The following is a 23,845-nucleotide window of genomic DNA, read 5'->3' on the forward strand; positions in this document are numbered from 1 at the left end:
CGCCGCTCGGGCCGGCGCGCCTACGCTGCGGCCATGACGGCGAACCCCGCGCACCCCTTCGACCTGGTGATCTTCGACTGCGACGGCGTCCTGGTGGACAGCGAGCGCATCTACGTCAAGGTGGACGCGTTCGTCATGGCGGAACTGGGGGCGCCGTTCACCGAGGCCGAGATCGTCGAACGGTTCGTGGGCTCCTCCGTGGAAGTGCTGCGGGCTGCGGTGGAGGAACGTATCGGCAGGCCGCTGGCAGACGACTGGGACGCGCCGTACTCCCACCTCTACCGCGCCGCGCTCGCCGAGCTGACCCCCGTCGACGGCATCCCCGAGGTGCTGGCCGCGCTCACCGTCCCGTACTGCCTCGCCTCCAACGGCTCCCACCGCTCCATCCGCCGCAACCTGGCCACGACCGCGCTGAGCCACCACTTCGAGGGCCGCGTCTTCAGCGCCGCCGACGTCGCCCGGGGCAAGCCCGCCCCCGACCTCTTCCTGCACGCCGCCAGCACCCTGGGCGCGGACCCGGCGCGGTGCGCGGTGATCGAGGACAGCGCGTACGGGATCGCCGCCGCCCGCGCCGCCGGGATGCGGGCCTTCGGCTACAGCGGCGGCCTCACCCCGGCGGCCCGCCTCGAAGGCCCCGGCACCGTCGTCTTCGACGACATGCGCGCCCTGCCGGGGCTGCTGGCCGCCGGCTGACGCCCTCCCCCCGGCCGATTCCGTACCCCGTACTCGTACCCGTACCCGCACCGCCCACGGACCCGTACCGCCCCCGGGCGCGCGGTCCCCGCTCCCACCAGGCACTATCGGTGTCCGGGGCAGCACCCGTACGCCGCCTCCGGGCCCTGCGGGTCCGCCGCCCACCTCTCCGGAGCACGCATGTCCTACGACGTCCACGCGGTCCGCGCGCAGATCCCCGCCCTGAAGTCCGGTTCGGCGCGCTTCGACGCCCCCGGCGGCACCCAGACCCCGCAGCCGGTGATCGACGCGATCGTCCACGCCCTGGCCCACCCCCTCGCCGTGCGGGGCGTCCAGAACGAGGGCGAGCGCAACGCCGAGGCCATCGTCGCCGGTGCCCGCTCCGCGCTCGCGGACCTGCTCGGGGCCGACCCGCGCGGCATCGTCTTCGGGCGCAGCTCCACCCAGCTCACCTACGACCTCGCGCGGACCCTCGCCAAGGGGTGGGGCCCCGGCGACGAGGTGGTGGTCAGCCGCCTCGACCACGACTCCAACATCCGCCCGTGGATACAGGCCGCCGAGTCGGCGGGAGCGACCGTCCGCTGGATCGAATTCGACCCGGAAACAGGCGAGTTGACCCTCGACCACGTGCGGGATGCGCTCGGGGAACGAACCCGGCTGGTCGCCGTCACCGGCGCCTCCAACCTCATCGGCACCCGCCCCGACCTGCCCGCGATCGCCGGCCTCGTGCACCGCGTCGGCGCCCTGTTCCACGTGGACGCCGTACACCTCGCCGCGCACGCCTCGATCGAACTCGCGGCGCTCGGCGCGGACTTCCTGACCTGCTCGGCGTACAAGTTCCTCGGCCCGCACCTCGGCGTACTGGCGAGCCGGCCCGAACTGCTGGAGACCCTGCACCCCGACAAGCTGCTGCCGTCCACCGACGCCGTCCCCGAGCGCTTCGAACTGGGCACGCTGCCTTACGAGTTGCTGACCGCTGCGCGTGCGTCCGTGGACTTCCTCGCCGGCCTGGCTCCGGCCGCCGAAGGGGTGCCGGCCGGCCGGCGGGAACGCCTGGTCGCCGCGTTCGAGGCGATCGAGGCCCACGAGGACGCCCTGCGGGAACGCGTCGAGACCGGGCTCGCCGCGCTCGACGGCGTCACCGTGCACTCCCGCGCCGTCCTGCGCACCCCGACCCTGCTCCTCACCTTCCCGGGCCGCTCCGCCGCCGACGCCTCGCGCCACCTGGCCGCCCGCGGCGTCGACGCCCCCGCGAGCTCCTTCTACGCCCTGGAGGCCTCCCGCCACCTCGGCCTCGGCGACGCGGGCGGGCTGCGCGTCGGCCTGGCCCCGTACAGCAGCGAAGAGGACGTCGAGCTGCTGCTCGACGCCCTCGCCGACTACCTCGCCGCCACACCCGTCCGGGAGGACTGAGCGGGCGGAGCTCCTACCGCTGCACCCGGTCGCTCGGGATCACCGCGAACGCCTCGACCTCCATGACCAGTTCGGGCCGGTACAGGGCGACCACCTGGACCGCCGAGCTGGCGGGCCGACGCTCCACGTCGACGTAGAGGTCGCGCACGGCGCGGACGGCGGGCAGGTGCGCGACGTCGGTGACGAAGTAGGTCAGCTTGACGACGTCCGCGAACGTCCCCCCGGCCGCCGCGAGGCAGCGGTTCAGGTTCTCGAAGACCTGCCGCGCCTGCGCGGCGGCGTCCCCGGGGCCGACGACCTCCCCCGCCTCGTCCAGGGCGACCTGGCCGGAGATCGCGACCCACTGCCCGGTGCCGGTGACGACGTGCGTGTAGCCCGCGGCGGGCAGGACCCCTTCGGGGGCTGCGATGTGCGTGAGGTGCGTGTTCGTGTTGTTCATACCGTAATCCTGCCCCGGAGCCTGACGCTCCGTCGCACCGGCGCTGCGCCGCCCGCTTCGGCAGGAACCGGAAGGGGCGGCGGGGTGGCGAAGGACGCCCACACCCCCGTGGCGCACGTGGTCGACCTTTCCGCCGTCCGGCCCTGACGGCGATCGACGGCGGACCAGGACGAGGGGGCGGCGGGGGTACGGGACCGGGGTGTCCCGGGATCACGTAGCCGTGCAGCTGGCCTTCGCCGCGTCCGCCGCGACGTGGGCGTCCGAGGTGGACTCCGTACCGCGGTCGTGGAGCTTCAGGGTCAGGACCCCGCCGGTGATCTTCACCTTGGGGAGCTGCACCCACTGGCCCAGGTGGCTCGGCTGGTTGATCGTGTACCCGGTGAGCTGGCTGGAGCCACTGCCGGACGTGCCGTTGTGCAGGGTGTAGAACGCCGAAGTACCGCCGACGTGCTTCCTGTTGGTGTCGCTCGGTATGTGCACGAGGACCGTGCAGGAGCCCTTGGTGACCTTGCCGGTACGGAACTGCCAGTACGCGCTGTTGCCCGCGTCGTTGCCGTTGCCGGAGAGCGGGAGGGAGCGGAACACGCCGGTGCAGCCGGAGCTGTAGCCGCCCGGGTGCGTCGTCCACGCGTCGTCACCGCTGGAGGACGCACCCATCTCGAAGTAGCTGCCGTTGGAGCAGTGCGGGCCGCCGATCGCGCTGTAGGTGGCCGGGGCCGCCTGCACGGCCGGTTTCGCTCCCGGTCCGGACGTGGAGTTCGAGGTTGCGGACCCCGAAGTCGATTGGGTGGCCGCAGAGTTCGGCGTGGACGAGCCCGGCGCGGAGGTCGCCGACGACGGTTCGGAGCCCTTCACGGAGGTGCCCCCGCCCGTGGTCCTTCCGCCTTCGGCCCCGGTCTTCGTCGTCCCGTCCGGTCCCGGGGCGTTGTCGGCGCCGGACGTCACGGAATCCACTCCGGACGCCGTGTCCGAGCCGCCCTTCCCGCCCGGGGCCGTGGACTTGCCTTCGCCCGGGCCCTTCTTGCCCTTCGCCTCCGGAGTCGCCTGGACCCCCGGTACGAACCCCTCCTCGCCCGTCCGCCCCTCGTAGGCGGCGGCGCTTGCCGTGGTGGAGGAGTCACCGTCCGAGTGCCGGGTCAGGGCCTGGATGACGAACGGCGACGCCACCAGCAGCAGACCGGCCAGCGCCGCCGCGGCCACCATGGGGCGGGACAGGCGCCGGGAGTCGTCCGACTCGGCCTCGCCGGAAGGCGGCGTGGAACCGTCGCCCGACCCGGACGCCGCCGTGGCGCCAGCTGCCGTGGTGGCCGCAGCGCCGTCTCCTCCACCGCTCGCGCCCGACGCGGCTTCGGTGGCCGGGGCGGCTTCAGTGGCCGGGGATGCTTCGGCGGCCGGGGCCGCTTCCGTACCCGCTTCACCGGGGGCGGAGGCGGGGGCGGAGACGGGCTCGGGTCCGGCTTCCGCGACGGAAGTGGACGAGGTCGATGTCGTGGCGACCTTCGGGTCCACAGCATCCACAGCCGCTCTCAGGCCGGTGGTGGTCGAAGGTTCGGCACCGATGGTGGGGGTGCCGATCACGGCGCTCGCCTGGGCCGGTTCGGGGCCCTCGGCCGATGCCTGTTCGCTCTCCTGGCCTCCGGACAGGATGCCGGCCACCTCGCCCGTCTCGGCAGCCGGCTCCACGGCCGACGCCGCCGGGTCCGTCGTGCCGGCGTTCTCCGTGGTGCTGGCGTCGTGGGACTTCATGGGGATTCCTCTACGGTGATTCGTGACGCATGGGACGGCTGGGTGGTTGGGTGGGGCGGAAGGTCGTGCGGCGGACCGGGGCAGGTGGTACCCGTCGGCTCCGAGGAACGGTCGGCGGGTACGGGCCCCGCTCCGGCGGTCTTCATCAGCCGCGCAAGGTGGCGACCACGAGGTCGAGATCGTTCGCGTCATCGTCCCCGATGGCCTCGTCCTCGATGACCACTTCCTCGACGGTCTCTTCCCGCGTGACCCCTTCCTCGACGACCTCTTCCTCGGGGACCGGGGCGGCCTCGTCGCCCCGAGCCCGCGCGCCCGACCCGGTGTCGTCGGGCACGGCCCGCGGTCCGGCGGTCGGAACACGCGGCAGGCGGACGTCCCTGACGATCTCGACCTCTGCGCCCGGCTTCAGGCCCTTCAGCTCTTGGAGCGTCTCCGCGCGGAAGGTCGCCTCGTCGAGCGCCCGTCCTCGGTACAGGATGTTGCCGTCGTCGTCCTCGGCGACATGGACGTACGTGACGCGGTCCGCGGGCGGCTTCTTGAGCGCGGAGCGCAGCGAGGCGATCTCCTCGGCGGTGACGTTCTCGCCGGCGCCCGAGGGGACGAACCAGCCGTCCGGGATCGCCAGGGCGCCCGCGAACTCGGTGGTGATCGCGCTGATGTCGACGCTGCCGTCGAGCATGGCTTCCGGAGCGATCTGCACCTGGACCAGGTCCGGGACCACTTCCTGGTACGCGAAGGAATCCTCGCCGTAGCTGAGGATGCCGCGCTCGTTGCGGCCGAAGAGATCCAGACTGACTTCGACGTCCGCCAAGACCGTGAGGTAGACGTCGTCGCGCTGCTCCACCAGCAGGTCGTGGGTGGTCTGCTGCCGGCTGCTCGTCGAAGCGCCCACGGTGCTGCTGTGCGAGAGGGCGGCGGTCGGGTCCGCATGGGTGGAGCCCGGGTTCAGCGGGTCCTGGTTGGTCGTCTCGAAGACACCGCCCTCCACACCGGCCCCCTCGGACGAAGCCCCCAGGGAGCCCACGACCCCCGTGCGGTAGACGCTGGTCTCGGCGCGCAGCAACTCCCAGGCGGAACGCATATCCCGCGCGGGAAGGTTGATCTTCTTGACCTGGAAGCGCAGCGCCATCCGGCCGAGGGTGTCGGTGAGCGGCCCACCCCGCGCGAACAGCCCCGGGCCCACCATGGCGTCGGCGAGAGGGGCCGAGGTGCCCGTCGTCAGGAGGTGGGCGAGCAGGCGGGGGGCGCCGAACAGGACGCGGAGGTCGTTGAGGCTGTTCTGGCCGTCGCGGACGAAGTCGATGGCCCGCAGGAAGGAAGTGGCCCGCAGCGCCTTGTACACGGACTGGAAGAGCTCCCCGCTCCGTTCGGGTACGAATTGGACGAGGAACTTCATCGCGGCGAGGTCCTCCGGCGTGAGCACCAGCGGGAAGGTGTCGGTGGCCGACGGCTTCCCGACTTCTTCCGGAAGGTCCCCCTCCGGGGAGACGTTCTCCGGAGGAGCGGAGGGCCCGCTTCCCTTGGACAGGGCCGGCATCGTCAGGGAGGACTTCGGGATCTGGACGACTTCGAGGAGCGGTACGGTCCTCCGCTGTACAGGGGTCCATGACGTCAGGGAATTCCACAGCCTGGTCGACTGGCGGGGGACATCGAGCAGGAGGGTGCCCAGCGGCCGGGACATCTGGAAGGACGGCACGAACTCCAGGACCAGGGAGCCTTCGAGGACGTAGCGCTCGTGCTTGCCGGACCGGGTCACGACGCTCTGCGCGAGGTCCAGCAGGCCCCTGTTCTGCCGCGAATCGGCGGACGCACGCTGCGAGCGCGAGACGTACTGCTGCGAGGACGGCAGGTGGTCCTCGCCCGTCGCGGAGTCGGTCGCGGAGACCATGCCGCTCTTGTTCTTGCCGCTGCCCGCGCCCTGGGTGTTCTCCTCGCGGGTCCCCAGGGTCGTGTAGTGCGTGGAGGACGCCTGCGCGAACTCCTCCAGGAACGACAGCCCGCGGTTATCCGGGTCCCGGACGTAGCGCAGCAGCACGTGGCCGAGTACGACGCCGCCCGGCCGGTCCTGGAGGACCACGAGGGGAACACCCGTACTGAGCAGCGCGTTCATGAACGGCTGCAGCGCCGACGCCGTGGCCACCTCGTCGAGGACCGACATCAGGACGCCGCCGTCGGGGTCCAGGGGCCTGGCGAAGGTGGGGCCGACGAGTTCGTCCAGCGCCCTCTGCACGGCGGCACCGAGGGTCTCCTTCGGCGCGTCGTCCGGCACCTTGAGGAAGCTCTCGGTGATCGCGGAGAGGGGGACCAGGTCGGCCTTGGAGCCCACGACGCGCTTCGTCGGATCGTGCTGCTGCCCCGTCGCCGCGGTGTGGTCGTACGTGATCGTGCGCGGCACGCCCTCCGGCGGCGTGATCGTGCCGATTTCCGTGATCCGGACGGCCTTGCGCTGCGGGCTGTAACCCGAGACGCCGTCGGTGATCAGGAGCCGCGACTGGCTCAGTGAGCTGCGGCTGGTACCGAGCCGGCCCACCTGGTCCACCGCGACGTACAACTGCCAGACCACGTCCTTGGTCCAGTGCTGGTGCGGCATCTGCTCCACACCCAGGATCGCGCCCTCGGTCACGTTGGAGTGGAGGGTGGCCGCCGTCGTGTTCGACGTGAACGCGCTGCGCAGGAACTGGACGAAGCCGCTGGACCGGCTGTCGTTGTTCCCGCCGAGCCGCTGGTCCAGAACGCCCCCGATGCCGGTCATCTTCTGCGAACTGCTCTGGCCCCGGCGAATGGTGGCCCCCTCCATGATGAGCCGGCCGCTCATCGGGAGCGGGTCGCCGTTGTTCTTGGCCGCTCCCAGGTGCGGGACCAGCAGCATCCACGCCCGTCGGTCCCTGACGCTCTCCTCCTGCACGACGGTCCCGTTGTGCCCGCGGCCACCGCGGTGGAGGGCCCCGGCCAGAATCGCGGGGGTGATCCATACCTGGCTGAGCGGCACCGCCAGTTTCCGGGAGATGCCGGCCTCGACCAGCTGATCGACGAGTTGGGCGCGCAGTTCCTCGGTGAGCGCCACGTCCATCACGCGGTCGTCCGCGCTCACCGGGTGGCTGTACACCTCGTCGAGCCGGTCGAGCTCCTTCCGGAACCGCCAGTCACCCTTGTGGACCGAGGGCTTCTGCTGCTTGAACTTCAGCTCGGGCACGCGGTCGAACGCGGGAGGCTCGGTCTGCGACATCAGCGAGCGCGGCACGAGCACCGTGACCGTGGAGTCGATCAGGCTGCGCACACTCGCCACCGACTGCGGACGCGACGTCCCGAACGTGTGGCCGATGAGCCATGTGAGGCTCTTGGCGTCGACCCGCTGTACGGACACGGTCAGTTCGATCTCGGCCTCGTAGCGCAGCTGATGGGCCGGACCGCTGTAGTTGACGGTGTTCTTGTAGTACCCCCCGACGGCCAGGCCGCTGCTCCCTCCGCCGGACACACGGCTGGGCGGGGCGTACACCCCGGTACGGAACACGGCGCCCGACTGCTGCGCGGCGGTGAGATCACCGGTGGCCAGGGTGACCCGCAGGCCGGCCGTCTGGACGCCGACCCATGAGTTGACCAGATTCGTGGACTCCACCTCGGTGGTCACGATGGGCCCGTTCTCCAGGTAGGCGTTCTCCACCGGGAGATGCCGCACCGGCTTCGTCCCGGTACGGCGGCCGGACGCGTTCACCGTGATCAGCTGCACGTCACCGCCGCCGAGCTGCCTGGTGAACGTACGGGTCATGCCGCCCTGGCCGAAGATCTCCTGAATGCGGTGGTTCAGTACCGCGGTTCCGAAGTGAGCGGCGAGGAACTGCCGCGCCGCTGTCCGCTGCTCCGGATTCCACGCGGGCAGATCCATGCCACGCACGTCACGGAAGAACAGCGTGCGCAGCTTGCTGCTGAACTTGCGCGACTCCAGGTGCTCATAGCCGATCAGCAGTCCTTGGTCACCCTTCCCCTGGCTCAGCACGGCGGGCGGATGCAGCGCCGCCAGGTCCGGCTGCGGCTGCGTCGGGGGCGGGGGCGGGTTGGGTGACGGGACCGGTTCCGGTGTGTGCGGGGCGGCGGTGGGGTCGGTCAAAAGCTCCCTGAGGTTCCGTTCGAAGGTCTCCACCAGCGGCTCCGGCACCGCGATCACCGTGCCCACCGTGCGATCGACCAGGTTCCGCGCGCCCCCGGAAGAGACGGTGGCGGCTTCGACGCGGTGGTGGACGACATAGAGCGCAACCGGCTCCGTGTACCGGACGATGTGCTCCCCGCCCCCGGCGGTGGAGTAACTCACCGCGTGACCGGCCGAGTTGCCGATCCCGAAGGTGACGACCATGTTGGCGGCCAGGTGGGTCCCGAGGGCGCCCGTCGGTGGCCCGACGGAGAAGCCGAGCGAGGCCGACATGGCCCCTTCCACCCCCTCGCCGAAACTCTTGGAGTTGTTGAAGGCGTTGTTGTGCTCGACCGAGAGCTGTCCCGCCCGCCCGAGGTACGAGACGGACACCGGCCGCAGCCGCGACTCGACCTGGTTGGGCGGTGTGCTGCCGTCGTTCGGTACGAGATCGGGCACGAGGTCCCGCAGCATGTTTCCGTAGTGCCAGAGCATGCCCAGCTCGCTGTAGCGCGCGTCCACCCAGGCCGCCACGTGGGAGGGCGTCGTCCCCGGGCTGTGCAGGAGCCCGGCCAGCAGGTCCGCCCGCAACTCGGACAACCCGTCCATCTGCACGGCGTGGTGGAACGTCTGCGCCAGCAGCCCGGCGAGAGCGTCGTACTTCTCGCTGGTCGCCTCGGCACCGAGGGACAGCTTCCAGCCGGACTCCTGGGAGGAACCGGTCAGTTCGGACGGGAAGGAGAGGCTGAGCACGCCCTCCGTACTGCCTGCCGAGTACCGCTGCGCGCCCCTCCTCGTCTCCACGACGAGCTCCACCCCGGAGAAGTCGAACGCCTCCATCGCGGCCCCGTACTTGACCTGGTCGCGACCGCTCGACGACACACCGATGCTGTGGCTGCCGGACTTCGACGAGCTGACTCCCACCCCGGCCACGGGCGCCACGACCGCGCCCCCCACCACCTTGGCGGCGATCGTGGTCATCGCGGAGACGTCGAGGGCGTTGCCGCTGCTGTGGCTGTACGTCTGGGAGGCGTTCTGCTGGATGGTCGGGTCGGGCGAGGCGCCGTAGGAGTCGACGACCTTCTTCCCGGTGTCCCGGGCCGCGATCCGGGTCGCCCTGTCCCGGCTCATGTTGCGCAACGACACCGTGGTCTCCCAGGGTTGCCCCTTCCCGCCCTTCACCGGCACGGAGAGCACCAGGCCCTCCTCCAGCATGCGCTGCGTCCGCAGGCGGGCGGTGGAGTTCTGCGCCGACATGCGGGCCAGCGCCTTGAGGATCTCCTTGGAAGGGCCCCCCGGCGGCGGCTGGTAGACGCCGGCGACGAGCTCGGCGAAGCCCTCCGGATCGGACAGGTCCGTGATCACCGTCTTCTCCCCCACCTCGGCGGTCTCCCGCACCACGACGGTGAAGGTGTGCGCCTGGGTGCGGGTGCCGAAGGGGAACTCGGCCTTGCCACCGCCCTCGGGCGCGACGGCGAACCCGTAGGGCGGGGTGGGAGTGGGTGCGGGAGCGGGGGTGGTACTGCCGCCGTCGGGAGCGGGTTCCGGTTGGGGAGCGAGTTCGGGTTTGGGTTCCGGTTCGAGAGCGGGTTCCGGCTCGGGTTCGGGTTCGGGGTGGACGGAGCCGTCGCCGGTCACTTGACCGTCTCCCCCGTCCTCTTCGTTCTGCCCCTTCTCGACCGGGTCGACCGGCCCGACCGGCTCGACGGGTGTGAAGACTTCGCCCTCCGGACCCGTCCCGGTCGACTCCGCCGCCTTGACGACGGTATAACCCCGCTCCCCCCACAACCTGTGGATGAGAGCATCGGGGCTGCTGGCGCCCGCCCCGTAGAACCACCGCCGGGCGAGGTCGGCCGCGACGCCGCGCTTCAGTTCGTTGAACACCGAGATCCGCTCGGGATCGTCGTCGACCGGCTGCCAGTGGTCGATCTGCCCGTCCGCCCACTGGAGATACTCCACCGGTCCGGTGAACGAGGCCTCCGCCGGATGCGACGGGGAAGCCCCGCCGGGCAGCCTGTGCGCCGTCACGGTCCTGCCGCGTGTGGCCCAGACCGCGATGACGGTTCCGAGAGCGTCGGCGGCCGCCTCCGTCGACGCCTCGTACCGCCGGGCGACCTCCACCAGGACCCCGTGGTAGTCGGCGCGTATCCGTGCGTTCCCCTCCGGGGTCAGGTCGAGCGGCATGTGGTTCCGCATCGTCCGCGCGGCCAGTTCGAAGAGCTCCGGGGCCGGCAGGTTCTTCCGCTCGACCACTTCGTCGATCATCCGCTTCCGCGCGGGGCCCTCCTCGTCGCCCAGCCCGGCGGCTTCGAGCGTGGTCATCCTCTGGGCGAGCTCCAGCACCCCGGCCTGGACATCGGGGTCCAGTCCTTCCGCCAGGGGAAGGGGCACGGCGAAGACTTTCGCGGCGGCTTCGAGCGCGGTGTGCGAGACGTCTCCGCTGTCGTTCATGGAGTGCATGAAGGCGATCCCCGCACCCGGGGTGCTCCACTCGGCGAGCAGTTCGGGTGTGAACGCCTCCGTCTCGTTCTCCCTGCCGAGGACGTGGGAGCGCACCACGACGCTCCGGGTGCCACCCTCTTCGGTGACGACCTCCAGCGCGAAGTCCGGCCGCGTGCCGTTCAGAGAGATCAGCGCGCCGCCCGCCTCGATGATCCGCTCGACGAGTGGGCCGTGCTCCAGGGGAACCGAGGAGTCGTGCAGCGGCGTGTGGACCACGCCGCCGTCCTCGTCGAGTGCGTACCAGCCGAGCAGGCGCTCCGGCTTCACCCCGTCCACGAAGTCGATCTGCTGCCACTCGGGGTGCGGGGCGTGCTCCCCGAGGGTGGCGGCGACGTCGATGCCGCCCGGTGCACCGACGACGAAGAGCTTCGGGAGTTGGGTCGCCGACGCTTCCCCTCCGGCCTCCTCGTGCGCGCGTGCGATCGTCATCACGGGGTTACGGGTGGTGGCGACGGCGGACAGCACCCCGTCTGCCTGGAGGATCTCCAGGCCCTTGGCGGAGAGGGACTCCACGGACTCCGTCGAGACGTGGTAGAGCGGAGCGAGGTCCTGGCGCTCCATCACCACCTTCTCCACCGGGATGCCGACGTCGAGCGTGATGTGACCGCTGGAGGTGGCCAGCAGCGTTTCGCCCCGGTAGAACGCGAAGTCCAGGACCAGCCTCGTGTCGAAGGCCGCCATCGGCGAGGGCACCTTGGCCGCGGAAACGGACACACTGGCCTCCATCCCGCGCCCGCCGATGCGCCGCCGGTGGGCCCCGCCCGCGCTCAACTGACCCTTGATCTTGACGGCTTCACTCACGCCCGCCTCGGCTCCGGCGACGAACTGGAGGTTGCTGGTGACGCTGTCCAGGACGGTCTGCGTGAAGCGGTGTCCCGTGTCGCCGCCGAACAGCCGTTCCGCCTTCTTGTCCAGGTGCCCGAACGTCGGCGGCCCCTTCTTGGGCACACCTGCCGTGATGACCACGTACTTGTCGTCGAGCTGGTTGGAGGAGAGCGGAACACGCAGCTTGGCACCCGGCCGGGTCAGCTGGTGGAGCGGAATGCCGGTCAGGTAGGCCTCGATCTGCCGTACGGCGAACGTGCTGCGGGTCTCACGGGTGTGCCGGTACGAGCTGAGCCAGTCGCCCCCGTAGGCGCGTTGGCCCTCGACGTAGATCAGGTCGGCGATTCCGCCCATGTTCCGGATGCCGCGCACCAGGGAGTCCTCGCCGAAGCCGGACTCGTTCACCTTCCACCCCGGCCTCTTCACGGGAGGAAGCAGCGCCGCGGGCCGCCGCATTACCGCCGACGAGGTCGGCATCGGGAGCCGGGTCTCCGGTACGGGAGCGATGGCCGACTGCTGGTACTCCACCTGGACACCGAGCAGCGCCGCGGCGGTCGCCTGGCCGGAGATCTTCGACACCAGCCGGAGGGCCTCCTTCGTCCGCCGGACGATCTCCTCCGGGGTCCCCCGGTCCTTCGGTACGCGGCTGAACTGACGCCAGAGGTCCCGCACGACGGCGCGGGACGCGGCCGTGGTGGGCCCGCCGGAGACGGCATCGTCCGAGACCGGGAGGAGCGTGCCTTCCCGTGCCAGCTTCCGACGGCGGAGCGATCGCGCCAACGAGCTCAGCAGCGGGGTGTCGTGCGACCGGAAGGTGAACTGGAGCTGGACGAACCCGTCGAACACGCCCGCCGGGGTCTTGCTCTTGAGGGTGGAGGACGTCGTGCTGGACGTACTCAGGATGTCGAAGTGCTCCGCCGCGCGCTGGCGGCTGCCCGTACCGCCGAAGAGGAGGTTGACCGCGGGCGCGACCGGCACGCTCCCCAGGACGGTGAGCGTGTAGCCATTGTTGGTGCCACTGGCCTGCGCCGACTCGGCGTTGCTGTCCCCGGTGCCGAGACTCCGCAGGCCCCCGCTGTAGAACTCCGACTGGGTGGTGTTGCCGACGTGCTTCAGCGCGTGCACGGTCGCCAGGACCTGCACGCTGCCGCCCGGAACACGCAAGGTCAGCGCGGTGCCCGCGGTCATGCTCTTCAGGGCGCCGAGCAGCCTGGGCAGCTTCAGTTCACGGTGCAGCGCGGAACGGACCGTCTTCCACCGGCTGCCGTAGAACTCTCGGCCCGCGCTGTCGAGTTGCCGCAGTACGGACTCGGCCCCGCCGACCGGAACGACGCTCTCCCCCTCCCCGCTCGGCGGTGTGACGGCTGTGCTGGTCGGGTCGGTCGACTCGGTCGAGTGGGGCAACCCGGTCTGGTCGGTTTCCCGGGGGCGCGATGAGTTGCCGCGTTCCGACTCCTCCTTCCTGAGCGCCTCCCATGCCCCGGCCAGATCGGTTTCGTCCAACGGCACCAGGTCGCGGACCCGTGCCGTGTCGTGCAGCCGGTTGGTCTTCGCCGTCCCCTCGGGCGGGGCCAGCAGCACGTCGGGGGTGGCGGGCTCCCTGGTGATCCGGTCGCGGGTCTCGCGCAGGGGGACGACGATCCCCGAGTCGATGGTGAAGTCGATCGGTTCGACGGTCCGGGTCCTGAACGGTGTCGTCACCGCGAAGGAGAACTTCATGGTGATCCTGCCGTCGAATTCGGCGGCGTCCTCGATCGTCTTGGCGCGGTTGACCTGGGTGACCCCCAGCATCGACACCTGGCCGGCCGAGGACTCCCAGGACCTGGTGAACGTGAGCTGCACGCTGACGTTGCCCGAGGGCGTGCCGTAGAAGTCGACGGGCAGGGTCACTCCCTCGCGCGCGTCCTGGAGGTGGCCGGAGGTGGTCTTCCTCTCGGAGCCGCTGTCGAACTCGAAGTCCTTCAGCGTCCTCACGTGCCCGCCGACGTGCGTCGTCACGTCGCCGAGGGTGATCTCGGCCTTGACGGTACCGACCTGCACGGTCAGCGTGAGCGTCTCACCGCTGCCGGAGAGCGCCCAGAGGTCGGGGACGAGCGCGTTCGGGTCGAAGTACGAGGAGATGGCGTCGCGGACGGACTTCCAGTCGCTCCCGAAGACCGGCTTCAGACGGTCCTCGAACTCGCGCATGAGCCGGACGCCGTCGCCCGGTGAGAGCACTCCGTCCATCGCGGCGAGTCGGTGGTGGTCGGCCAGCCGCTTCGGCGGCAAGGGCCCCGTCCCCTCGCCCGTCCCGGTCTGCGTAGGTCGCGGCCCGGGCGGTGCGTTCTGCGGTCGCGGACGGGAGTGCACGAGCGGAGCGACGGCATCGGCACTCACCGTGTAGTGCTCCATCATGGACTCCGGCACCACGACCACGAATGGTACGAGGGTGGTGTCCTCGGCCTTTCCGAGAGCGCGCTGCAGGCCGCCCTGCCCACGGTCGGCGTTCCCGGAGAAGGTGAAGCCCATCCGCATCTCGCCGGCCAGGACGACCAGCTTCTCGCCGTATTTGACGTTGCTGACGAACTTCTCCTCGGTCTGGAAACGCTCGTCCTCCTGCCTGCGCGTGGAGGCTCCCACTCCGCTCGTCACGAAGAGCTGCTGGTCCTCGTTGAACTCGGTACCGCCGCCGCCCTGCGGGGTGAGCGTTCCGCCCGTGCTCTTCATGCCACGGACGTTGGCGCTCTGCGTGGACTCGCGCACCAGGTTGATGCCGCCGCCCTCGATGACCCGCAGGACCGTCATCCGCTCCACCCGTCCGTACGCCGTGAAGAACGACGGGGACCCCAGGAGCTGCGAGGGCAGCGGAACGCCGTCGATGCCGGCGCCCCGGCTCATGGCGACCAAGGAGGCGGCGATCCGCTCTTGCCGGAAGCCGCCGTGCGCCAGGGTGCGCAGCTTCGCCCATGTCTTGGCGCCGAAGTGCTCGCGGGCGAGCTTGTCGAGCAGTGCCCCCGGCGAGAGCACCTTCGCCGGCGGACCGCTGCTCCCCACCGCCTCCGTCCCGAGGGGCAGGCGCTTGTCGCCGCCGACGAGCACGTCGTGGACGACGGTGCCGTCCGGAAAGCCGTCCCACAGTCCGGCGGGCGGCTCGTACCAGGTCTCGTCCTTCTTCGGCAGGGGCAGCGGAACGAGCACGGGCTCGGCCTGTCCGTCCGGCCGGGGAGCCGTCTTCCACGAGGACAGGGACGAGGACGGGGACGCGACGAGCTCGTCCTGCTCCCCCGTCGGCGGCAGCGGCTCGGTGCGCGGCGGCTGGGTGCGGGACTTCTCCATCGTGGAACGGAAGCCGAGCAGGGAGTACGCGGTGGCGCTCGGCATCGGTTCGGTGCCGGTCAGGTACTCGATCTTCACCAGCGCCGTGCCGTCGAAGACGGTCCCGGGGGCCTTGAACTTGGTGGCCGCGCCCGTCCGCCGCGAACGGATGTACAGCGTGGTGCCGGCCCGTCCGTAGGTGCCGCTGCCGGCCGCGGCGAGCTTGCCGTGGTTGAAGAAGGGGGACGCCGCAGCGGCCAACGAGCCCTGGAAACCGGAGCCGCGCTGCTCGGGCCGGGCCATCGTGAACGTGAGAGCGGTGCCCTTGTGGAACTCCGAGGAGGCGGTGTCCCGTACGTACTCCATGGTGTCCACGTCGGCGGAGAAGCGGACGACGCCCAGGTTGTCGGGGAGGGTGATCTCCAGGGGCTCGCCCTCCATCATGGAGAGGAACTGTTCGTGCAGCAGTCCCAGCGACACCCGCTTGTCCAGGAGGTCGGCGATCCGCTCCCAGTGGTCGCCGTAGGTCGCCCGCCCCGTCTCCATCGCGCTCTTCGCGGCGTTTCCGTCCCCGTTTCCGTCGCCGTCGCCGTCGCCGTCCAGCTTCAGATTCAGCAGGGTGTCGAGGCCGCCCCCGCTCCGTCTGCCCTGCGCGTCGACGAACCAGAGGTCGTTGACGACATCGGTGTTGCCGAGGGAACGGAGCGCCCGCACCCACTCGGGCGGCATCGACGGGGTGCCACCCGGCGCGACGTCGGAGGAAGGCAGCAGCACGTGCGTGTCGACCGTCGAGGTCAGCACCGACCCCCCGCTCTCCGACACCACCGGTGAACCGCCGGAGCCGAACGGGGAGGTGCTCTTCACCTCGGAGAAGTCGAAGCTGAACACCGTCGGCACGGTGACGTCCAACGCGTCCTCGGGCGTCTTGCTCCGGGAGTACGTCTGGCCGACCTGGTCGGCCGAAAGACCCTTGTTCACGTCTCCGCTGAAGGTGGCCGTCCCCGTGCCGGAGGCGTTCGCCGCCGTCGACGTGGCCTTGACCTGCGCGGAGAAGAGCCACCGCCACAGTCGGTCCCGGAAGCCGCCGGCCCCTGCCGACGATCCGGTGCCGCTCTCGAACTCCACCAGCCCCGCGGCCGACACCTCACTCGGCTTCCCCAGGGACGCGCTCACCAGGACGTCGCCCTCCCAGCCGGGGACCTTCACCGGAACCCTGCGCGTGTCACCGCGGGTCAGCACGGAGGTCCACGGGGCGATGAGATCGGTACGCAGGAACTCCAGGAGCTGCCGCGCCATCAGGTCTCCGGCCTTCGGGCCGACGGCCGTGCCCAGGCTCCCGACCAGCGCGGCCACGATGGTCTGCTCCTGCCCCTTCAACGACCGGACCACGTCCGAGGCAGCGAGCTGGTGATCCGCGAACCGCTCGGGGAGCGTGGCGAGGTCGATCTCCTCGACCTGCTCGACCTCCTCGGCCTGCTCGCCCTGCTGGACCTGCTCGAACTCCTCGACCTGGTCGATCTGGTCCGTCACGTCCTCGGAGGAGACCTCGCGTGCGGGCCCGCCCGTAGGCTCGTCATGGGAGATCGTGACGGTGGGGATCACGGGCTGGTCGATATCCGTGGAATCGTGCCGGACGACGTCGACTCCCTTCTCCTTGAACAGGCGCATGACCAAGGCATCGAGGCTCTGGGAGCCACTCGTGGTGGTCCTGGAGAGCCAGGTGGCCAGGCTGGGCACGACCGAATGCGTGACCGGTGCGAAGTATTCTTCGTCCGCCGGTGTCTTCGCCCGCCAGCCGCCCAGTTCCCTCCGCGCCAGGGCGAGGCTCGCCGCGCTGGGCTCGTCCACCGCTTCGAAACCCGCGCGCTCCCCGGACCCGCCGACAGGTCCGCTCCCCATGAGGTACCCCTTCGTGGCCCAGATTTCGGCCAGAAGCACCTGTGCTCGGCCTGATGTGCTCGGCGAAGCCGCCAACGCCACGGCCAGTTCCATCAGGACCACATTGCGCTGGGCTTTGAGCGACTCGAACTTCTCGCCCACGGCGACCGGCTCCCGGACTCGCATCGCGTCCGCGGCCTGGACGAAATACCTCAGTTCGGGCTGGCCGGACGCCACAAGGACGTCCTCGACCCTCTGCCACCCGACGTTCCGCACGTCGGGTGGCCCGGCGAGGTCGTGCGTCGTCATCCCCTCTGCCGACTTCAGCAGGGCGGCCTGGAACTCGCGTCGTACGTCCGTCGCCAAGGGCAGCGTCACCCCGAAAGCCTCGGCTGCGGCTTTGAGCCCGGCCGGGGAGATCTTCACCTCCGCGAACGCCGCGTCCGACGCCAGGGAGACGGCATCCGCCAGGGTGTCCTGCGGGAGGACTTCGTGGCGGTCGTCGCTGACTGCGGTCGACAAGGTGTCCTGGACGGAGGGAAGTTCCTCCACCGCCTTCCCCTTGCCCTTCGTGTCCCCGTGGCCCTCGTGGTGGTGCTGGTCCTGCTTCTGGTCCTGGTGCTGCTGTTCCAGCGTCTGATCCTCGACCTCGACCTGGCTCTGGACCTCGACCTGGCTCTGGATCTCGACCTGGCTCTGGACCTCGATCTGCTCCGTCCCCGGCTTCACCTGCTCCACGGGCCGTTCCGGCGTCGACTCCGTCGGCACCTTCACCGGCTCCTCCTGGACCATCTCCTGGCCTGTCGACCCCGTCGTGGCCTTCGCCGCCGGTCCGACGGGCTTCGAGCCGGTGTCCAGCGGCGTGCTGGAGCTCGTGGCGCGCTGCGGCACAGCGGACGGGCTGCTCTGATTCCCCGACACCGGCAGCGGCGCCGGGGGGATCACGGTGCTCTCGGTGCTCACGAGCGGGATGACCGGCTCGCCCGGTTCGCCCTGCGCGGATCCGGTCGGTGGGGGCGGGGGCTGCGGGGCCGGGAGCAGCGGGGCCAGGTCGCCGTCGAGTGCGTCCGGGCTGTTGAGCGCGGTGTCGTAGCCGATCAGATCCGGATGCTTGAAGTAGCCGAGCCCCCTCAGCCCCGGCATGAGGGCGAAGTCGCTGAAACCACGTGCGACCAGACCCGTCGCAGCGCCGCCGATGACGGCGCCGAAGCTGAAGGAGAAGCCCTCGCCGTAGTAGGCGCTCGCCGCGCCGCCGGAGAGCCCCTGGTTGATGCCGTCGGTGAAGGAACCGGCCAGCACGTTGGCGAACTTGTAGCGGAAGCTGTCGAAGGCGGGCCGCTGCGCCCACTCGTAGACGGCCTTCGGGATCGCGTGCGCGAAGAAATCCTTCCCGTCCTTGCCGAGCACGTCCGCGTACTTCTCGACCACCTCGTCGATCTCCCTGCGCACCACCTGCTGCGACGCCCCGTCGAGGGCCCAGCCGCGGGTGAGGGCCTGCGCGTAGTCCGCGCCGAAGCCGGGGGCGTCCAGGTTCCGGTCGATCGCCCGGGTGAAGTCCTTGCCGAGGCCGCCCAGCCGACTGCTGAGCGGGGCGGCGGCACCGTTCACGAACCCGGTGGAGAAGCTCGTGTGCCGCTTGGAAAGCGCGGCGCCCACGTCCTCGGTGAGCTGATGGAGGCCCTTCTTCGTGCTGGTGGCGAGGGTGGTCTCGCCCTCCTTCACCAGGGACCGCGCGATGTCCTTCGCCGACGCGCCGGCGGCCTCCTTCGCGGTGGTCAGCCCGAGGGACTCCTTGAGGGTGCCGACCAAGCCGTGGTCGAGTCCGAGGACGCTGTCCTTCGCCCCGGCCTTGAAGATCACGGGTGCCTTGCCGAGCACCTTGCCGATGGCGTCGCCCAGCGCCTTGCCGAGACCTGCGGCGATGAAGTCGAAGGGGGCTGCGATGGCACCGCCGATGGCGCCGGTGAGGGCACCTTCGGCGATCAGGGAGTTGTCGAGACCGGAGCGGTGGTGCTGCAGGATCTGGACGGTCTGGATGGCGACGCTCATGAACGCGTTGAGCCCGGTACCGAGCGCGACCTGCTGGGCGATGTCGACGATCAAGGCCCGCATGATCTGCATGATCGTCTGCTCGCCGACGAACATCTCCCAGGTGATCTGGGGGGCCAGGAAGGGCCCGAGGAACGGGACCGCCTCCATCAGGAGCATCATCGCCACGATCTGGATGAACAGCGCGATCAGCTCCGCGATGATCATCCATTTCGAGTACTCGACCGAGGTGGCCGTGTCCGAGGCGACCTGGGCGAGCTGGAGTGCCTGGTCCGCGGCGGCGTCGAGGTACGGCGGGTCGCCCGCGCACAGCTCGTTGACCAGCTCCAGGAACCGGGTGGCGGTCTCCCCGGCGAACTCCTTGCTGATCTCCGCCGCCACCTCCTGGAAATGCGTGGTGAGACCGCCGAGTTGCTTCGACGCGTCCGTGTAGAGGTCGGCGACGTCGCGCAGCGCGTCCTCGTTCGCCTCCGGCCACTGGAGACCGAGGTGATTGAGGAAGGAGAGCAGTTCCGGGCTGGGCATGAGGGCCACGGCGGGCTCCTTCCGGGGAGGGCGCGATGAGCGACGGGGGCGATGACGACGGGCGCGATGAGCGACGGGGCGATGAGCGACGGGGCGATGAGCGACGGTGACGGTGGTGACGGTGGTGACGGCTGCTTACAAGCCGGCTCTCAGAGCTCGCCCCAACTGGCGGCCACCGCCTCGGCGTCGGTCTCGGCCTCGTTGAGGATGGTGATCGCGTCGACGCCGTTGGAGCCGACCTGGACACTGATCGCCTTCAGCAGCGTCACCATCTCGGTGAGCACCTGGCTCGGCTCCACCACCTGGGTGCGGTACTGCTCGGCGATCTTGTCGGTCTGGCCGCCCGCCGTCAGGTTGAGGGTGTTGATCCGGTCGATGTCGTCGGCGAGCCGGCCGACGGAGGCACCGATCTCGCCGTACTTCGCGAACAGCTTCTTGAGCTGTCCGCTGGTCACCAGTTCGTCGGCCATCACTCACCCGTCCCGTTCGTCGTCTTCGGTGGTGGTGGCGGACCAGGGGCGGGCGGAACCGTCCGCGGGGAGCGCGGACTCGGGCCGCGTCTCCGGCCACAGGCGCCCGACGTCCCCGATGAGCGAGGCGAGCGGGGAGCCGCCGAGCATCGACTCCCGCATCTGCCGCCCCAGGTCCAGCATCGGCGCCGCCTCCGCGAGGAGCTCCTCACGCAGTTGGGTACGGGCCTTCTCCAGCACCTCCACGAGCACCTTGCTCAACTCGGCGGGCGCCATGGACCGGTACTGCTCGGTGTTGAACTTCAGCTCCTTGATCTCGGACTGGGAGCCCAACTCCACCGTGATCATCCGGTCCTTGGACGTGGTCTTCACCTTCCGCGCGGCGATGGACTCCCGCGAGGCGAGGAGTTGCTCGCGCCGCTCCTCCAACTGGCCCATCACCGCTCGCAGCTGATCCTGGTATCCGGAGCTCATCGCCCGCCTCCTCGTTCTTCGCCGGAACGTCCGGCGGACATGTACGCGCACCCGCCCGGCGGGAATGGCCGGACACCGCCGAGGTCAGCCACCGATGACCCCCGGGGTGCCGACCTCCGCCGTGCCCCAGACGTCCTCGTCCTCGTCGAGCCAGGTCTGGCGGGCCCGGTCGCCCTGCCCCTGGCCTCCTGCCGCACCGGCACCGCCCATGGGCGGGACCATCGGGCTGCTGCCGCTCGTGGTGGCCGTCCTGCCCATCATCGCGGCCTCCTCCGCGGCGGTCTCGGCCGCCAGACCGGACTTGCCGGCCAGACCGGACCTGCTGGTGAGGGCGACCTCCTCCTCGGCGAGGCTCGCACCGGCCGCCTTGGCCCGGCTGCTCATGCCGGTGGTCGCGACCCCCGCCCCGCCGGTCGGGACGGCCGAGCTGCGCCCGGTGGAGCCGAGGCCGTACGCCTCCTCGGCCGCCGCGGCGTACCGGGAGGAGGCGGGGTTCAGGGAACCGGAGGAGGAGGTGGCGAGCCGTTGCAGGGCGGAGGAAGCGGCGCTCGCCTCGTGGAGCGTGCCGCCGGTGCCGGTGCCGGTGCCGGTGCTGCCGCTCGTCACGGTGGAACCGGACGGGCCGAGCGATCCCAGGGCGCCGCTGAGGCTGCTGTCCGGTGCCGTCGTGGTCGTGGCGGGGACCAGGGTGGAGCCCTCGGGCACCACGACGGACCGCCCGTCGGAGCCGGTGAGCGTGGCGCCGTCGGGGGTGGTGATCGTGCCGTCCGCGTTGATCCTGGAGCCCTGCGGGGCGGTGACGGTCTGCCCGTTCCGGAGGACCGGCTCGCCCTCGGCGTCGACGACCTTCTCGGCGTCCTCCAGCTTCGACCCGCTCGGCACCTTCACCGCCTTGCCGGCGGCGTTGGTGACGGTGGAGCCGCCGGGGGCGGTGATCGTGCCGTCGGGGTTGATGACGGAGCCGCGCGGCACCAGGACCGGGTTGCCGTCGGAGCCGAGGACCGGTTGGCCGTCCGCGCCCACGACCATCTCCTGGGCCAGGGCGCCGTCGGGGGTGGTACCGGGGGTTCCGGTGGTGGTCGTGGTGGTCGACGTGCCGGGGGTCAGCAGCCCGGCCGCGGTGTTCTGCGCGTTCTGGTCGGCGGCGGCCAGGTCGAGGTTTCCACCGCCGGTCGGCGTGGTGGTCGTGGTGGAGACCGGCGAGGTGTCCGTGAGGGAGCTGTTGTCGAGGTCGCCGTCGGCGCCGGCACCGAGGGGGTCGGTGAGATCGCCGGCACTGCCGGTGGGGACCGTCCCGGTGTCCGTGGTGGCGTCCGTATCGGTACCGCCCGGGATGTCGGCCTCCTCGCCGGTGGGGACCGTCCCGTCTCCGCCGGGAGTGCTGGTGTCCACCGGTGAGCCGAGGCTGCTGATCACCGACGACTCGCCGGAGGGCAGCAGTTCGCCCCGGGGCGAGGCCGTCGTGAGGTTCGCCGAGACCGCCCCGTAGGCGGAGTTCAGCTGCGCGATGTTGCTCGCGGCCGGAGCGTCCAGGAGGGTGTTGACCCGCCCGGTCCAGAGGGCCTTGGCGGCCGACTGGATACGGTCCCAGTACTCCTGCGAGTCCACCTTGAGGCCGCCGGAGGTCACGGTCGGCGGGGTGATGACGGTGCTGCTCGTCACTATGCTGCCGAACGACGACGTGGTGGTCGTGACGGTGCCGGGATCTACCTTCACGGGCGCCGCCTGCACGGCGTCGTGGGTGGCGTTGACGGGGAGACTGAGCCGGTCCGCGAGGTACTCGGCGTTGTCCTGGCGCAGGTTGTAGAGCACGCCGTACAGCGTGTTGCGGGCGTCGCCCAGCGCGGCGACCACGGTCTCCGCGGCCATCTCCGCACGGAGTTTCGCGGTCGCCAGCTGCAGGTCGGTGAGCGCCCGTTCGAAGGCGTCGGCCGCCGACCCGCTGAAGTCCGTCCCGTCACCGACCTGTTTTGACCAGCTCTCCATGGTGCTGCCCCACTCGCCGATCAGGGCGTCCATGCCCCGGATCATCTCGGTGGCGGCACCGAAGCTGTCGAGGCTGGTGGTGCCGTTGCCTCGGGAGTCGTCCAGGATCGGGCCGAGGGTCAGCTCGCCCTGGTTCAGCCAGTGTTTGAGTGTGGTGTCCGTGCCGGGTCCGGTCCGCAGGAGGGCGTCGTCCAGCTTCACGCCCCAGACGTAGGAGTACGTCTTGTCCAGGGCCGTCCAGTTGTACGACCACCACACGTCGAACTCGCCGTCGAAGTTGTGCTCCGGGTCGGCCTGCGGGTACACGCCGTGACTCGCGAACCACGAGGGACCGCCGTCCGTCCCGATGTCGTCGCGGGCCTGCACGGTCGTACCGGCTGCGGCGAAATACCCCAGCACCGTCTCCCAGTCGGGGGTGACGCCGTCGGACGTCGCCATGCTCGCTCGCCTCTCTGCAACACCGCCGCACCGGACCCGGGGGGCCGGGCCGGCGCGGTGGACGTACGGGGACGGGGACCGGCCGGCGGCCGGCCCCCGCACGGTCAGGTGGTCGGGGTGGTGATCGTCTTGGTGGTGGGGGTGGTCGGGGTGGACGCCGTGGGGGCCGCGGAGCCGCCGTGGGCGCTGCTCACGTCGCCGACGATCCCGGAGAGGTACTCCACGAGCCACGAGGCGGCGATCGTCTCCGCCTCGTCGGTGCCCTGGCCGATCAGGGTCTGCACCTGGCCGAGGTCGATCCGCAGGTCGTCGACGGAGTTGCGGAAGGTGGTGTAAATGCCCTCCAGCGCCGCGGAGTAGCCGGTCAGCCGGGTCGCGAGATCCCGCGCGGCCTCGAAGGTGTCGGTGGAGCCGGCGAGCAGCTTGTTGAAGCCGGACGGGCCGAACCCGGACGCCGTCGCGTAGTGCACCAGCTCCTGGTAGGCCGCCTTGGCGTCGGCCTCCTTGACGGTGCTCGCGATCTGCTTCTCGAAGCCCTCCAGGACCTCTTCGCTGACCTTGATGGTGGGGGCCGAGGCGGTGGCGGTGGTCGGGAGGGACGGGGTGGTCATGGCCGTCCTCAGCGCGAGAAGCTGCCGGCGGCGTTCACGTCACCGCGGATCTGGGTGTCGACCATCTCCCGGAGCGCCTTGACGCCCTCCTGGAGGTCGGTGTTCATGGCGGCGATCACCGAGTTGACGACCGTCTGGGTCTCGGACCAGGCGCCCTGCCAGTCACCGGAGATCTGCGTGTTGTTGTTCAGGATGGCGCCCACCTCGGTGAGCATGTCGTCCAGGTCCTGGACCATCACCTTGTTGGTGTCGACGAGTTCCTGGATGTCGTTGTACGCCTCGTTGACGAGCAGTTGGACGTCGGAGCTGCTGTCGACCACGGTCTCTCCTCAGGGGTGGGCGGCGGCGCGCGCCGGTCGGGGCGCGCCGGGCGGTACGG

Annotated in this window: 10 protein-coding genes; 2 read left to right on the forward strand and 8 right to left on the reverse strand. The window is 70.7% G+C overall.

Translation table 11 applies throughout. The features are described 5' to 3' along the window. The first annotated feature begins 33 nt into the window (after nucleotides 1-33). Both OG599_RS15040 and OG599_RS15045 read left to right on the forward strand, forming a co-directional pair. Nucleotides 34-693 (forward strand): HAD family hydrolase, encoded by a 660-nt coding sequence (locus OG599_RS15040; protein WP_327176488.1) that lies wholly within the window; start codon nucleotides 34-36, stop codon nucleotides 691-693. 180 nt (nucleotides 694-873) lie between these two features. Continuing rightward, nucleotides 874-2,106: a cysteine desulfurase-like protein gene (locus OG599_RS15045; RefSeq protein WP_327176489.1), complete on the forward strand. Its 1,233-nt coding sequence runs from the start codon at nucleotides 874-876 to the stop codon at nucleotides 2,104-2,106. Nucleotides 2,107-2,119: 13 nt separating this feature from the next. On the opposite strand, the gene OG599_RS15050 is transcribed toward OG599_RS15045, so the two are convergent. The 8 genes from OG599_RS15050 to OG599_RS15085 all read right to left on the reverse strand — a co-directional run bounded on the left by OG599_RS15050 (nucleotide 2,120) and on the right by OG599_RS15085 (nucleotide 23,786). Continuing rightward, entirely contained in the window at nucleotides 2,120-2,545 is a 426-nt protein-coding gene (locus OG599_RS15050) for a RidA family protein (RefSeq protein WP_327176490.1), read from the reverse strand. A 210-nt stretch (nucleotides 2,546-2,755) separates the two neighbouring features. Next, complete coding sequence (locus OG599_RS15055; RefSeq protein ID WP_327176491.1) at nucleotides 2,756-4,291, reverse strand: hypothetical protein; 1,536 nt, start codon at nucleotides 4,289-4,291, stop codon at nucleotides 2,756-2,758. A 145-nt stretch (nucleotides 4,292-4,436) separates the two neighbouring features. Continuing rightward, on the reverse strand, nucleotides 4,437-19,487 hold the full coding sequence (locus tag OG599_RS15060; RefSeq protein WP_442809680.1) for a WXG100-like domain-containing protein: 15,051 nt from the start codon (nucleotides 19,485-19,487) through the stop codon (nucleotides 4,437-4,439). 149 nt (nucleotides 19,488-19,636) lie between these two features. Further along, nucleotides 19,637-19,957, reverse strand: coding sequence for a hypothetical protein (locus OG599_RS15065; RefSeq protein WP_327176493.1), 321 nt, complete (start codon nucleotides 19,955-19,957; stop codon nucleotides 19,637-19,639). A gap of 3 nt (nucleotides 19,958-19,960) precedes the next feature. Next, on the reverse strand, nucleotides 19,961-20,431 hold the full coding sequence (locus OG599_RS15070) for a YbaB/EbfC family nucleoid-associated protein (RefSeq protein WP_327176494.1): 471 nt from the start codon (nucleotides 20,429-20,431) through the stop codon (nucleotides 19,961-19,963). A gap of 84 nt (nucleotides 20,432-20,515) precedes the next feature. Then, on the reverse strand, nucleotides 20,516-22,855 hold the full coding sequence (locus OG599_RS15075; protein ID WP_327176495.1) for a hypothetical protein: 2,340 nt from the start codon (nucleotides 22,853-22,855) through the stop codon (nucleotides 20,516-20,518). 104 nt (nucleotides 22,856-22,959) lie between these two features. Beyond that, nucleotides 22,960-23,466: a hypothetical protein gene (locus OG599_RS15080; protein ID WP_327176496.1), complete on the reverse strand. Its 507-nt coding sequence runs from the start codon at nucleotides 23,464-23,466 to the stop codon at nucleotides 22,960-22,962. A gap of 8 nt (nucleotides 23,467-23,474) precedes the next feature. After that, on the reverse strand, nucleotides 23,475-23,786 hold the full coding sequence (locus OG599_RS15085; RefSeq protein ID WP_327176497.1) for a hypothetical protein: 312 nt from the start codon (nucleotides 23,784-23,786) through the stop codon (nucleotides 23,475-23,477). Between the last annotated feature and the right edge of the window lie 59 nt (nucleotides 23,787-23,845).

This window comes from Streptomyces sp. NBC_01335, from assembly GCF_035953295.1.
Taxonomy (GTDB): Bacteria; Actinomycetota; Actinomycetes; order Streptomycetales; family Streptomycetaceae; genus Streptomyces.

Coding starts and splice junctions, on each gene's coding strand:
- OG599_RS15070 (WP_327176494.1), bottom strand. CDS start 20,431: ATGAGCTCCGGATACCAGGATCAGCTGCGAGCGGTGATGGGCCAGTTG.
- OG599_RS15050 (WP_327176490.1), bottom strand. CDS start 2,545: ATGAACAACACGAACACGCACCTCACGCACATCGCAGCCCCCGAAGGG.
- OG599_RS15055 (WP_327176491.1), bottom strand. CDS start 4,291: ATGAAGTCCCACGACGCCAGCACCACGGAGAACGCCGGCACGACGGAC.
- OG599_RS15045 (WP_327176489.1), top strand. CDS start 874: ATGTCCTACGACGTCCACGCGGTCCGCGCGCAGATCCCCGCCCTGAAG.
- OG599_RS15065 (WP_327176493.1), bottom strand. CDS start 19,957: ATGGCCGACGAACTGGTGACCAGCGGACAGCTCAAGAAGCTGTTCGCG.
- OG599_RS15075 (WP_327176495.1), bottom strand. CDS start 22,855: ATGGCGACGTCCGACGGCGTCACCCCCGACTGGGAGACGGTGCTGGGG.
- OG599_RS15080 (WP_327176496.1), bottom strand. CDS start 23,466: ATGACCACCCCGTCCCTCCCGACCACCGCCACCGCCTCGGCCCCCACC.
- OG599_RS15060 (WP_442809680.1), bottom strand. CDS start 19,487: ATGCCCAGCCCGGAACTGCTCTCCTTCCTCAATCACCTCGGTCTCCAG.
- OG599_RS15040 (WP_327176488.1), top strand. CDS start 34: ATGACGGCGAACCCCGCGCACCCCTTCGACCTGGTGATCTTCGACTGC.